Raw genomic sequence first — 14,030 nt, forward strand, 5'->3', positions numbered from 1 at the left:
CGTCAACGAATGGGCACCAGGGTGCTGCATTGCCAGATTCCTCAGGTCGGGCATCGCCCGGGGCGACGCGGGTGGAGGTGCCAAGATGACGGAAGAGCGATGTTGCGGCGACGGCCGGTGGTCAGCGCCGCACGGAAATCGCGGAGAATCTGGCATACCGGTCAGGCGCTGACGAGAAAAGCGTTGGTAAGGGAGCGGGGTGCCTCGACACTGAGGCTGGGCTCGGAACGGCCCTGGGCTCGCGCACGAACTGTCTCCGGGTAGGGCGGAAACGTCGGCGAACAAGCCCGGTATCGCGGCGCACCACCTCCGATAACGCGAAGGGTGCGAAGCGGCCCGGACTGGACATTCGGAGCCGGATGAACACGGAGTGCAACGGTAACCACATCGATGCAGGTCTGTCTAGACCGATCCGTGTGACGGATCAGAGATCCAATCCGTTGTACAGAACCACTAGATGACCATCAATGAAATTCTTGACGTCACACGAGGTCTGAGCCAGACTCTGGACCGCGAGCTTCCCCGGCTACAGTGGCGTTCCCGGGTTCGCGGGAGTCCGCTGTTTCCCTCCTCCGATCGCAATCGGATCCCGGCGAGATGCCCTTTCACCTGTGCCGTTTGCTCGTCCTGCGTGCCCTGACGTACTCGGGGGAGTTCCTGATGCCTTCCACGACGCCCGACCCGGGCGCCGGACCGCTTCGACGACGCGCCGTTCGATGGCTCGCCACTGTGCGGCTGCTGCGCTACGCACACCCGGGACTGATCGCCGGCGCGGGTGGGCTCCACCTTGCGGTCGGCCTGCTCCCGATCGCCTTCATCCTCGCGACAAGTACCCTGATATCGAGAATCCCTGATGCCATGTCAGGTTTCGGTGGCCATGGTGGCATAGGTCGGATCGGTCTCGCGCTGATGCTGGCCGTTGCCGCTTTCGTGCTGCAACAGACTCTTGTCCCGTTCCAGTCGGTGCTGGCTGAACTGGTGATCCGTCAGGTCGACGGCGCGTGCATCGTCCGACTGATGGCGTGTGCGCTGCGTGATCTCCCGGCCGCGGACCTGGAGCGGCAGGAGGTGCTCGATGTGCTCTCGGACGCCCGTAACGGCTTCGAGCGGGTGGTCCCCACCCCGGGCGATGCCGCTGCCGGAACCCTGGCTCTGATCGCCCGCTACACCCAACTTGTCGGGGCTGCGGTCATGGTGTCCGTGGTATTGGGACCTGGCACCGGTGTGCTGGTGGCCGTAACGGCGATCGTGATCAGGTTCGGCCAACGCGGCTCGCTGAGCCGCTTCGGCGCGGTACGGGCGACCCTGGCCGGTCCGCGGCGGAGACTGTCCTACCTGCGGCGCACGGCGACCGGAACCGGGCTGGCCAAAGAGGCACGGGTGCTCGGCCTGGTCCCCTGGCTCCGGCAACGCCATGGCAAAGAGGCACGCGGCTACCTGGAGCCGCTGTGGGCGACCCGCCGCAGGCTGCTGTTCTGGCCTTTCGTCGCGCTGGCAGGGTTCGGCCTGCTCGGCGGCGGCGCGGCGCTGTCGGCCCTGGCCGAGGACGGCACGAACGGTTCGCTGACGCTGCTCCAACTGTCTGTTGCCCTTCAGGCCGTGCTGATTCCCATGCGCTTCGGCGTCTTCTTCCCCGAGAGTGACATGCAGACGCTCTACGGGTTGGCCGCCCACGACGCACTGACCCGCCTGGAGCAGGTCGCTGCGGATGGGGGCGGCCACGATCGGCAGTACGACCCCGGTCACGTACCTGATCCGGTCGAGGCCGTGCGCTTCGAGGGCGTCGGTTTCCGCTACCACGACGGTGCTCCCGCCGTGCTCGACGGGCTCGACCTCGAACTCGCACCGGGGACTTCGACGGCGATCGTCGGCCTCAACGGCGCAGGGAAGACGACGCTGGTGAAGCTCCTGACCAAATTGCACGAACCCACCAGTGGTCGGATCACCGCTGGCGGGACCGACATCGCCGGGATCTCGCCGTCGGCCTGGCACCGGCGCATCGCCGTGATCTTCCAGGACTTCACCCGCTTACACCTCACCGCGGCCGAGAACATCTGGCTGGGCCGACCGGACCTCCTCGGTGACCGCGACGCGCTCCACACTGCGGCCCGGCGCGCGGGCGCACAGGAGATCATCGACGGCCTCCCGCACGGCGTGGACACGGTCCTCAGCGCCGAGTACGAGGGTGGCACCGACCTGTCAGGCGGCCAGTGGCAGCGGATCGCTCTGGCCAGAGCCTTGCTGGCACTGGAGTGCGGGGCGTCCCTCCTGGTGCTCGATGAGCCCACCGCCCAACTCGACGTCCGTGCGGAAGCCGCGTTCTTCGAGCGTTTTCTGGACATGACCAAGGGCGTGACCAGCGTCATCGTCTCGCACCGCTTCTCCAGCGTGCGCCGAGCCGACCGCATCGTCGTGCTCGCCGACGGCAGGGTGGCCGAATCCGGCACGCACGAACAGTTGATGGAACTCAACGGAAGCTATGCCGAGCTCTTCAGGATTCAGGCGGAACGCTTCACGGCGGACGAAGCCGCCGACCCGTCGACGACTGAACGCCTCCTGCCGAGGATCGATGGAGCGGCCCGATGACCACGATCCTTGCGGTCCGACACCTTCTGTGGCTCGCCTTCCGCTGTGATCCAGGGCGTCTCGCGCGTGCCTCAGCGATGCTGGCCGCAGGATTCCTGTCCACCCCGTTGATCGCGCTATGCCTCAAGTCGCTCACCACCGCAGCGGTCAATCATGACTCGGGCACCGCCGCTCGGCTGGCGCTGACAACGGCAGCACTGCTGGTCTTCGAGCTGATGATGAATCACTTCGCCCACCTGTCCTACTTCGAACTGGGCGACCTCAGCGAGGTCGAACTCCAGAACGAGCTGATCACGCTCGCCCACGGTGTCGGCAACCTCGAACAACTGGACACTCCGGCCTACGCCGACACCCTCGCGTTGGTCCGCGAGGAACTTCCACGCACCCGCGCCTCCCTGGAGGCCGTTCTGCAGCTCGGGGGGTTGGTCCTGCAATTGGGCCTGACCGCGGTCCTGCTCGGCTCGCTCAACGCGTGGCTGCTTCTTCTTCCCCTCGCCGGAGCAATCCCCGTCCTGGCAGGCAATCGGGCTCAGCGTCTGGTGGATCGTGCGAAGGAGGACACCGCCGCGCTGACGCGTCTCGGCCGGCACCTGCTGGAGACCACCACCATGCTCGCGTCGGTCAAGGAGATCCGCCTGTCGGGTGCCGAGGCCATGCTGATCGAACGCCACCAGCGCGACTGGGCCACCACCACTACCGCGCTACGCAGGGCCCAGACCGGAGCCGCCCTGCTGCGTGCGGCGGGGCAGCTCACCTTCGCCGTCGCCTACGGCGGTGCGATCTATCTGGTGGTTCGGCAGGCGTTGCAGGGCGGCTCGGGGCTGGGCGACGTGATTCTGGTGATCGCTCTGGCCGCCCAGATTTCCTTCCAGGTGTCCAATGGACTCGGCCTGCTGACGATTGTCCAGGCGGCGGGTTGCACGATGGAGCGGATCCGGACACTCCGCACTGTCGCCGCCGCGTCGCCCGAATCTGCCGGACCCGGGTCGGGGAAACTGCCCGCCGTCCTCACTCGCCGCATCCGTCTCGACCATGTCAGCTTCCACTACCCGAACAGCGACCGGAAGGTCCTCGACGACGTCACCCTCGACATCCCGGCAGGCACCGCGCTTGCCGTGGTGGGCGAGAACGGGGCGGGTAAGAGCACCCTGGTCAAACTGCTGTGCGGGCTGTACCGGCCGACCTCGGGGAGGATTCTGGTGGATGACGTCGACCTCGCGTCCGCCGCCCCCGCCGGGTGGCAGCGCCGGGTGTCGATCCTCTTCCAGGACTTCGCCCGGCTGGAGCTGCGGCTGCGGGACAACACCGGCATCGGCGACCTCGACCGAATCGACGACGACCAGGCCCTGCACCAGGCGATCGACAGGGCCGAGGCGGCCCCCGTCCGGGCCCTGGTCCCCGACGGTCTGGACGGCCTGCTCGGCCGGGGGTACGGCGACGGCACCGAACTCTCAGGCGGCCAGTGGCAGAAGCTCGGGCTGGCCCGCACGCTGCTGCGCCGAGGCCCGCTTCTCGTCGCCCTGGACGAACCCGCCTCCGCCCTGGACGCGACCGCCGAGCAAGCGCTCTTCGAGCGCTTCGCCGACCTCGTCACGGAAGCCCGTGCGGACACCGGCGCGATCACCGTACTGGTTTCGCACCGCTTCTCCACCGTGCGGATGGCCGACCTGATCGTGGTCCTGGAACAGGGCAGCGTCTCGGAGGTCGGCACCCATGCGGACCTCGTCGCGAGTGGTGGCCTCTACGCGGAGCTGTACCACCTTCAAGCCCGTGCCTACGCCTGACCTCGGTCCTTCCGGGTGGTCGTTCGCGCGGGGATCGGAGGTGACGGTCCTTCATCGCGGTTGGTCCGGTCCGACACAAGCCGACGTACGAGCGATCATGGGACCGCGAGAACGTCGACGACCTGCGGCGGCTGGCCGACAGGGGCCGTGAGACGTCACGGTCGACGCGGCAGGCCGTCGTCGAGGCCGCTGGTCGGTCGGATCCGCCGTTGACTCTCCAGCGGCTTGAGACGTCAGGGTGGTGGTCGCCACCGCTCATCTGGCGCTCGTCGAGCGGCAGATGGGGCAGTCGCGTACCCGGCGTGCCGTGCTGCGGGCGGTGGTGCGGCAGGACAGCAACGCCGGGCAGGTGGGTCTCGTGCACCGACTGGCGTCGATGTCCGACGACGACCGTGAGCAACTCGTGGCGGAGTTCTGGGCCGAGGTCACCGAAGGCCTCGACGTGGGGGAGTCCGTCGACCACCTGCGCCCGTGGCGGCCCCGGCTGCCGGCGGACCCCACCGGTGAGCAGCTCGACGCGTGGATCGAGCTGGCCGACATGGTGCGCGACGCCGGGTTCCGGCGGGCGGTCCGCGAGTACTTCGGTGAGACCTTCGCCGACGCGGCGGACCACGGGGGATCGTCCTCACCGAGCTGGTGGCATGGGGCCGGCTGCCTCCCGGGATCCCCGGACGGCCCCTCCTGGTCGGGGGCGGGCTGTTGATGCTCGTGGTCGGCGGTGTGTGGGGTGCGGCCCTGCGGGTGGTACACCTGGCGGCGCGGCGCGCTGGGACCGGACGACAACCGCTGACCACCCGCACCGACCCGGCTCGGTGGTCGCCCGTCCGCACCCGGCACTGCTGACTCGTCTCACCGGTGGCCGGGCCCGCGCGTGGCGCCCGGCGGGGACTCCGACGCGAGAAGGGCGAGCAGCTTCTCGACGCGCTCCGTGCCCGGCTGGTGGCCGGTCCGGGCGTGTGACTGTGCCGCCAGCCGTGCGCTGCGCCAGGCGGCGGCCATGTCACCAGCCCGGTACTCGGCTGCGGCGCGGGCGGCGAGCGCCCGGCCTTCGAGCAGCAGATAGCCGCACTGCCGCGTGATGGACAGCGCCGCATGGCACCAGGAGGGTGCCGCAGGCTCGTCGACTTCGGCGAGGCTGACGGTGATGTCGGCCTCGATGTACCGGTCCGCGGTGGTGCGTGCCGTTCTCAGGGCATCCAACAGGGTGCCGGGTTTCCCCTCGACGATGCCCAGGATGTGGAGGGCGAGCGCTTCGACCCGGGGCTCGGCCGGCGAGCGCGCCATGTCGAGCGCCTGCCGGGCGAGGCTGGCGGCCTGCGGCTGGTCACCACGATCGCAGTGGACCCGGGCCAGCGCGCACAGGGTGGTGGCCCGGCCGCGGCTGCCCGTCTGCTCGTGGAGTTCCAGTGCCTCGGTCAGCGTCTGTAGTGCGTCGTCGGAGCGGCCGAGAAGGTGGTGGACGACGCCCAGGTTGCTCAGGATGAGGGCCCGGCTGGAGGTTGCCCCGCCCTGGTGTGCCAGGGTGAGCGCCGCGTGGTGATGGTCTGCGGCTTCGCGGAGTCGTCCGAGGTCGGCGCAGACCAGCCCGAGATTGTTGTGGTTGACGGCGACGCCTGCGGTCCGACCGTTGCGCCGGTTGAACTCCAGTGCCTGCTCCATGACCCGCAGGGCCTCAGCCGGCTGGCCGGTCATCCGGAAGACGGGGCCCAGGTTGCCCAGCGCGGCTGCCTCGCCGTCGTGCCATCCCGAACGGTTCGCGCAGTGCAACGCCAGCCGGTACTCGTCGATCGCCTCGGGGAACCGTTCCAGCCGCCAGTGCAGGGCGGCGAGACTCAGCCGGGCCGCCGCCTCGGCCTGCTCGTGCCGGTCGGCCCGGGCCGCGGAAAGACCGATCCCCGCGACCTCGGACCATTGCGTGGTGTGCATTCCCAGCCACAGGTATCCGCGTAGCGCGTCCGCCAGCGACCAGGCGACGGTGTGCAGTCCCTGGTGTGCCGCGTGGCGGGTCACGGCGACGAGGTTGTGCCGGTGCGCGTCGAGCCAGGCGAGAGCGTCGACGTGGGCGGCGAATCGCATCGGTGCACCGGCGGGCGCGGGAAGCTGCGTGGGCACGCGTAACACCTGGGGATACAGCCGGTCGGCTGCGGCGTACACGCTGAAGAGGTACCACGACAGCAGGTCGCCCAGTCTTTCCCGGTTGTCCTCGATCTCCGCCAGTTCGGTCACGTACCGGCCGAGCAGGTCGTGGGTGCCGAAATGACCCGGCGTCCGCTCCTGTGCCAGGTGCGCGTCGGCGATACGGGAGAGCATGTCCGCCGCCTCGTCGGCTCCGCACCGCAGCATCGCGGCGGCCGACTCCGCTGTCACGTCGCAGCCGGGCACCAGGCCGAACAGCCGGAAGAGCTGCTGGAGTCGCGGTGGCAGCGTCTGGTAGGAGGCGGCGAACGCCGAACGCACCGCCGTCTGTTCGTCGTCACGGACGGTCAGCATGGTCAGCGGGTCGCCCGCGCGGAGCCGCGCCAGGTACCCGCTGACCATCTCCTGTGGTCGGCCGTGCAGGTCTGCTGCGGCGATGCGCAGGGCCAGCGGCAGGTGTGCGCAGTCACGGGCCAGTTCCGTGAGAGCGTCCCGCTGCCCGGCGACCCGTTCCGCGCCGATGACGCGGGTCAACAGTTCGGTGGCCTCCTGCGGCGCGAACACGTCCAACGACAGCCGCTGCGCGTCGTGCCGGGCGGCCAGCCCGCCGAGGCGGTCACGGCTGGTCACGATCACCAGGCAGCCGGCGCCGCCGGGCAACAGCGGCCGGACGTGCCCGGTGTCGCGGGCGTTGTCGAGCAGGATCAGCACCCGCCGGTCGGCGAGTACGCTGCGGTAGAGATCCGTCGCCTCGTCGACGTCGTCCGGCACCTGGGTGGGCGGCACACCGAGTGCGCGGAGGCAGCGCGACAACGCGTCCAGCGGCGCTACCGCCGCTCCGGGGGAGTAGCCGCGCAGGTCCAGGAACAGCTGCCCGTCGTCGAAGAGGGGCCGTACCCGGTGCGCCCACCGGATCGCCAGCGCCGTCTTGCCCACCCCGGCCGTCCCGATGATCGCGACGACCGTCAGGGCGCCGCTTTCTTGGGCCTGGCTCAGCATCGTGTCCATCGCGGCGAGTGCGTTGCCACGGCCGGTGAAGGTGGCCAGGCCGGCGGGCAGTTGGGCGGGGCGCAGACCAGGTCCGGTCTCCCGGGTCGCTGGCGCGGGCCTGCCCGGCGGAAACTGTTGCCGCAACACCCGCACGTGGGCCTCCGCGAGCCGCGGTCCCGGCTCGATGCCCAACTCATCGGCGAGCAGGCGGCGGATCCGCTCGAACACCCGCAGCGCCTCGGCCTGGTGCCCCGACCCGGCCAGCGCCGCCATCAGCCGCACCGCGAGACCCTCGTGCCACGGGTTCGCGGTGACCAGCTCGCGCAACGGCGCCACCGCGGCGGCGTGCCGACCGAGCGCGAACTCGGCGTCGAACAGGTCCTCGGAGGCGGCGAGTCGCTTGTCGTGCAGGCTGGCGGCGGCTGCCGGTACGAACGCGGCGGACGCGCCCGCGAGCGCCGGGCCACGCCACAACGCCAACGCCTGCCGCAACAGGGTGGTGGCCCGCTCGTGCCGGCCGGAGTCGGCGTACCGACGCGCCGTTTCGGTCAGCCCGGAGAACACCGCCACATCCAGGTCGTCGCCGGCCAGCTCAAGTCGGTATCCCCCGGAGTCCGAATAGATTGTTTCGGGTATACCGGCCGCGCGGGTCAGTTGTCGTAACCGGGAGACGCAGACCTGGACCTGTGCCCGTGCGCGGGTGGGCAGAGCTCCGCCCCACAGCGCCTCGGCCAACTGTTCCGCCGACACCACCACGTTGGCGTTGAGCAACAGAAACGCCAGCACCGCGCGTTGCTGTGGTCGCCCCAGCGGCACTCGCTCGCCCCGCACCACGGCCTCAACCGGGCCGAGCAAGCGCCATGTCATCCAGCCCCCACATCGATGTATCGAACATGATTCTATGTGTCGCCGCCAGGGCGGCTATCGGATGGCTAGCCGATGGCAAGCGGGGCCGCGCAGCCTGATGGAGCCGGGCGGACGGCCCGGAATCCGAGATAAAGGAGCTTCAATGGGACGAAGAATCCGCGCGGTTCTCCTCGCGATGACGGCGCTCAGCATGGTCGTCGCATCGTCAGGGGTCGCGCAGGCCGGCGCGTCGCGGCAGCCGTCGCAGCCATCGCAGTCGTCACTGCGCGACGCACGGGCCGCCGCAGCGGCGTCGAACGGACTGGGCCCCGCCGCGAAGGGCGGGATCGGCACCGCCGCGGCGTGGTTCACCGGCACCGTCGCGGCCGGCGGCACCCAGGGCTGGACCTGGACCAACGCCCCGGCCGACGCCGCCTACGTGGTCGGCTACAACCCGGCCGGCGCCACCACCTCGGCCACCTGCCAGTTCGAGACGATCAGCAGCCGGTATGTCCAGCTGTCCACCGGGGAGCGGCAGTTCCAGTTCACCCTCAAGAACGTCGGTTCGATCGCCTGTGGTGCGACGGTACAACTGGCGGCGGTGACCAGCACGTCCCTGGTCTCGACCGGGGGCGTCAACCCGGGTGGCACCCAGACGTACCTCTGGAACGTCCCCTGGAACACCATCTGGGTGGCCGGTCTCAACCCGAACGGCGCCACGAGCTCGGCGGCCTGCCAGTTCCAGGTGACACGCATCTGGACCGTGCAGCCGGGCAGCTCGCTCCGGCAGATCTGGGTGGAGGTCAAGAACGTCGGGACCATCACCTGCCAGGCCGACGTCCGGCTCGGCTCCACCACCATCGGGTCGCAGTTCACCATCGGAACCGTGGGCGGCGGTGGCACCTGGTCCACGACCTGGAACAACGCGAATCCCGTCACCTCGGCCTACGTGATCGGCCCGTCGCCCCAGGGCAGCGCCCCCACCTACTGCCAGTTCGAGGTCACGCGCGTGGTCTACATCCAGCGCATCAACAGTGACGGCTCCTCGCAGCGTCAGCTCGCGATGTGGTTCAAGAACCTCAGCACGCTCTCGTGTGGCGGGCTCGCCTACCTGCAAACCATCGCGGCCTGATCCCGCACCCGTCCCCGCGGTCATCGCGCGACGACCACCGTCGTCGCGCGGTGGCCGCGCCCCCTTGTCGCCGCCACTCGTGCCCGGGCTCCGCGCGGACTGCTTCGCCGGGCACCGACCCAGGCCCGCCACCGCACGAACCTGGTCGGCGGCGGCTGCCCCGCCCGACCTAGCGGCGTAGCCAGGCCCGGACCGCGCTGTCGGCACCGACGATCAGGTAGTCGGCCCGACGGTCGCCGTTCAGGTCGGCCAGGCGGACCTGGTCACCGGAGGCACCGATGCCGGTGGCGATCTCCCCCGCGAGGGTCCACCCGCCGGCGGGATCGTTCAGCCAGGCCCGCAGCCGGCCCGCCTCGTCGACGGCCAGGTAGTCGGCGCGGCGGTCGCCGTTGACGTCGGCGAAGCGGACCTCGGCGTCCGTGGCCCCCACCCCGGTGGCGATCAGGCCCAGATCCCCCCAGGGCGCCCCGGAGCCGCCGCGGTTGTTGTGCCAGGCCCGCACCCGGCCCGCGGCATCGACCACCAGGTAGTCGGCCTTGCGGTCACCGTCCACGTCGGCGAAGCGCACCTGCGAACCGGCGACGCCCACCCCGGCCGCGATCTCGCCCACGGAGTTCCAGACCCACCGGCCGTTGCCGTCCTTCCCGCCGTTGAGCCAGGCCCGGACCCGGCTGGAGTCGTCCACCACCAGGTAGTCGACGCGGCCGTCACCGTCGATGTCGGCCAGCCGTACCCGGTCACCGGTCGACCCCACCCCGGGTGCCGCGATGCCCTGGTAGACCCAGCCCCAGTTCTGGTCGCCGTCCCGGCCGGCGTTCAGCCACGCCGCGATCCGGCCGGTCTCGTTCACCACCAGGTAGTCCTCGCGGGCGTCCCCGTCCAGGTCGGCGAACCGTACCTGGGCCCCGGGCACGCCGGCACCGGGAGCGACCGTTCCCTGCCAGGCCCACCGGTCGACGCCGCTGAACCGGTCGTTGAACCAGGCGGTGATCACGCCGTTCTCCCGGATCGTCAGGTAATCGGCCCGGCCGTCCCCGTTGATCTCGGCCACGGCGACCCCGGACCGGGCCACCCCGACACCGGAGGCGATCTCACCCTGGTACTTCCATCCGCCTACGCGGGTGGCGAAATCGTTGAGCCAGGCCTTGATCCGACCGTTGTCGTCGATGACGAGGTAGTCGTCGCGGCCGTCGGCGTTGAGGTCCCTGAGCACCAGCCCGTCCCGGGTGACTCCGGCGGCGGCGGCGACCTGTCCCTGACCGATCCAGGCCGACCCCGTGCCGCCCCGGTTGTTGAACCAGGCCGTGACCGTGCCCTGGTCGTCGACCACGAGGTAGTCGTCGCGGCCGTCGCCGTCCAGGTCGGCGAACCGCACCCGGTCCCGGGTGGCGCCGACGCCGGTGGCGACGACGCCCGCCCCGGTCCAGCGTGAACCGGTGCCGGGCTGGTAGTCGTTGATCCACGCGCTGACCCGCCCGGCGTCGTCGACCACCAGGTAGTCGGCCTTGTGGTCGCCGTTGAGGTCGGCGAAGCGCACCTGGTCGCGGGTCGCGCCCACTCCCGAGGCGACGACGCCGGCGTACTTCCAGCCCCATCCGTTCGGTCCCGGAGCGTTCAGCCAGCCCGAGACCTGGCCTCCGGCGTCGACCACGAGGTAGTCGTCGCGGCCGTCTCCGTCCAGGTCGGCCAGCCGGACGTGGTCCCGGCTCGCCCCGACGCCCGAGGCCACCACGCCGGCCCAGTCCCAGCCGTCGTCGCCACCGTCGCCCGGCGACGGCGTCTCGGCGGCACACGCCTTCGCGGTGCCGGACACGGTGGCCGGCGGGGCGATCCAGCGCTCGCGCAGCGCGTCGCCGATCGCCGCCCGCCACGCGGCGGCCATCTTGCCGAACCCGGCGGCGTTCGGGTGGAGGTTGTCGGTCATGTCGGCCGCGGTGACGGCGGACATGTCGACCGTCCGCACGTACCTGCCCTGCGCGCGCAGGTTCGCGACGATCCCCGGGATCTGCCGGTTGTAGTCCTGCACCCGCGCGTTGACGGCCGGATCCTTGGACAGGATCAGGGTCGCCACCAGCACGGTGGTCTCCGGGGCCAGCTCGACCACATCCTCGATCAGCCCGCGCAGGCGCTGCGGGGCACCCTCGGCGCCCTCGGAGCTGCGCATGTCGTTGGTGCCGATGTGCAGGGTCACCACGTTCGGGCGGTAGGACGGGATCGAACAGCTCGTCGCCAGCTTGTCGATCTGGTCGATCCGCCAGCCGGGGTGACCCTCGTGGTCGGGGTCGGCGAAGTCGCCCTGGCGCATGGAGCCGACGAAGTCGAGCGAGGTCGTCACCGACTCCAGGGAGTCGAACAGCTCGCGCCGGTACCCGTTGTTCCCCGCCGCGCCGACGCCGTAGGTGATGGAGTCGCCCAGCGGCATCAACCGCAGGTCGGTGCTGGGATCGGAGCGTGGCGGCAGCCGGGTGGGGCGCGGCAGCGGGTCACGGTCCGGCGGGGTCGTCGGCCCCGGGCCCGGGGCCGGGCTCCGCGGACCGATGCGCCAGCGTTGGGAGTGGCTGTCGTCGCAGACGGCGGCGATAGCCGGGGCCTCGGCCCGGTCCGAGGCCTCCAGGCACAGGTGGGTGGCCTCGTTGCGGAACGTCACCTCGGTCGGGAGGTCCGGGTCGTCCGGTTGCGAGTCGGCGACGTACTCCACCCGCCAGCGGTGCCCCTCACCGTCGTTGGTGGATCCCGGGTCGTCGCAGCGGTAGACCACCGCCTGCTTGGGCTGCGCGTCGTCGTCGCTGCGGTAGACGTCGAGGCAGTCCTCGGTGGCGTGCTCGGGCCGTAGCCGGATGAGGTTGTCCGCCGGGTCCACGGTCTCGAGCCGCCAGCGCTGGTTGCTGACGTCCCGGGGCGGATAGGTGATCACGGGGGAGTCGTCCCCGGACAGTCCCCGGAAGACGTCGAGGTAGCTGCCGGAGGTGACGGACTGGATCGTCTGGTTGGTGACCGTCGTCTCCCACTGGCTCTCGGGGATGCGGGCGGCGACCTCCCAGATCCGCTGCGGCCTCTTGTCCGGGTCGCAGTACTCGGTGACCATCGGCTGGCCGTCGAGCTCGGGCATGCTCAGGCAGGCGTCCGGGTACGAGACGTTGCGCCACATGGCCGGGCCGCCCTCCGCCGGTGGGTCCTCGATCGCCCACCGGGCCCCCGGGTCGTCGCAGTCCACCGGCAGCACCGGGTTCAGCGTCCGGTCCTCCAGCGGCTTCGCCATGCCCACGCACTGTTTCGTGCGGCGGTTGCGCAGGACGTTCCAGAAGTCCTCGGCGAGCAGGTGCTCGAACACCTGGTTCTCGTTGTTCTGCCGCCGGTAGGCGACGAAGGTGCCGTTGGCGGTCTGATCCAGGAACTCACCGTGATCGCTACGGATCAGCACCGGGTTGACGTGGATCGGCCGGACCGGTGCCGGCGGGGTGCGTACCGTGTTGTAGAAGACCGGGCGGTGGTCCGAACGCGGTGTGTCGGGCGACCAGGCGACGAGACGCAGGCCGGGAACGTTGCTGACCGCGTAGTCGTATTCGCTCCGGCTACCCGTGCGGGAGTCGTAGTGGGTCCACTGTCCGGTGCGGAAGAGATGCTCGTCCGGCTCGAGGTGCAGGGTCTCGTCCTCCGCCTGCGCGGTGGTGCGGTTGGTGATGTCGACGTTGTAGTCACCGGCCAGCACGAAAGACTGCCCGGGCCCCATTCGGGCCCGCGCCCGGGCCAGCAGGTCCTGCACGTCTTTGCCGCGCGCGTGGACGTTGAAGTACCAGACGTTGCCGAACCGGAGCCCCAGCAGCGGCCGGTAGCGGTAGGCGTTCGGGTCGCCCGTAACGGGGTCCGCCCGGAAAAGGGGGTTCTCGACGACGATCACGTCGTCGGCGGGCTGGTCGGTGACCGTGACGAGGTTGACCCGGCCACCCTCCCAGAGCATCTCGTTGGTGCTCTCGATCCACTGGGGGTCGGTCTGGAAGAAGTAGACGTGGTGGAGGGGGCCGCGTGAGGAGCCCTCAGGGGCCCACCGGGAGTGCTGTACGTACTGGACACCGCGGGGCACGCTCGGCCGTCGGATCGCTATGTCCTCGACTTCCCCGTTGAAGGGAACGGGGAGGCTCGGTCCGGCCTCCTGGATCATGACCACCGGGAAGCGGGCCGCCATGTCGGCGACCTGGTGGCGCCACCGGTTGCCGTTGTCGCTGCCCTGCATGTTGTAGCTGACGAAGGGCGACAGGCCGTTGGGGTCGACGGCGTGTGCCGGCGCCCCACCGCCGATCGCCACGGCGAGGCCGGCCAGCAGGGCGGCGACCACTCCGGCTGCCAGGCTGCGACGGGACGCCCGTTGCGGCCGGCCGGTTCGGGCCGTCACCGATGGATGCTGGGACGACGACATGGACGCCTCCGCCTGCCGGGCCGGTCACGGACGGCCACCCGCTCGGCGCTCCTGCGCCGTCAGCGGGGAAGGCGGACGGCGGGGCCGGCGCGGTTTCCCTGCCGCCGGAGAGCGTATCGCCCGTCGCGTGATCAAGCTGACC

General features: G+C 70.5%; 6 protein-coding genes. 4 read left to right on the forward strand and 2 right to left on the reverse strand.

All coding sequences use genetic code 11. The features are described from left to right. Positions 1-660 precede the first annotated feature (660 nt). The 3 genes from H1A17_RS15550 (at position 661) to H1A17_RS15560 (ending at position 5,073) form a co-directional block, all read left to right on the forward strand. Positions 661-2,586, forward strand: coding sequence for an ABC transporter ATP-binding protein (locus H1A17_RS15550; RefSeq protein ID WP_194822178.1), 1,926 nt, complete (start codon positions 661-663; stop codon positions 2,584-2,586). Then, entirely contained in the window at positions 2,583-4,370 is a 1,788-nt protein-coding gene (locus tag H1A17_RS15555) for an ABC transporter ATP-binding protein (RefSeq protein ID WP_145919090.1), read from the forward strand. The genes H1A17_RS15550 and H1A17_RS15555 overlap by 4 nt, the downstream gene beginning before the upstream one ends. Positions 4,371-4,611: 241 nt before the next feature. Beyond that, the gene (locus H1A17_RS15560; protein ID WP_194822179.1) at positions 4,612-5,073 is read left to right on the forward strand and encodes a hypothetical protein; all 462 of its coding nucleotides are present in this window, start codon (positions 4,612-4,614) and stop codon (positions 5,071-5,073) included. 146 nt (positions 5,074-5,219) lie between these two features. Here H1A17_RS15560 and H1A17_RS15565 read toward each other — a convergent pair whose 3' ends face one another. Further along, entirely contained in the window at positions 5,220-8,363 is a 3,144-nt protein-coding gene (locus tag H1A17_RS15565) for an AfsR/SARP family transcriptional regulator (protein ID WP_145919091.1), read from the reverse strand. Positions 8,364-8,505: 142 nt separating this feature from the next. On the opposite strand from H1A17_RS15565, the gene H1A17_RS15570 reads away from it, so the two are divergent. Continuing rightward, complete coding sequence (locus H1A17_RS15570) at positions 8,506-9,474, forward strand: hypothetical protein (RefSeq protein ID WP_145919092.1); 969 nt, start codon at positions 8,506-8,508, stop codon at positions 9,472-9,474. A gap of 169 nt (positions 9,475-9,643) precedes the next feature. On the opposite strand, the gene H1A17_RS15575 is transcribed toward H1A17_RS15570, so the two are convergent. Further along, positions 9,644-13,864: an FG-GAP-like repeat-containing protein gene (locus tag H1A17_RS15575; RefSeq protein ID WP_194822180.1), complete on the reverse strand. Its 4,221-nt coding sequence runs from the start codon at positions 13,862-13,864 to the stop codon at positions 9,644-9,646. Positions 13,865-14,030: the final 166 nt, after the last annotated feature.

This window comes from Micromonospora sp. S-DT3-3-22, assembly GCF_015354745.1.
In the GTDB taxonomy this organism is placed as follows: Bacteria; Actinomycetota; Actinomycetes; order Mycobacteriales; family Micromonosporaceae; genus Micromonospora; species Micromonospora wenchangensis.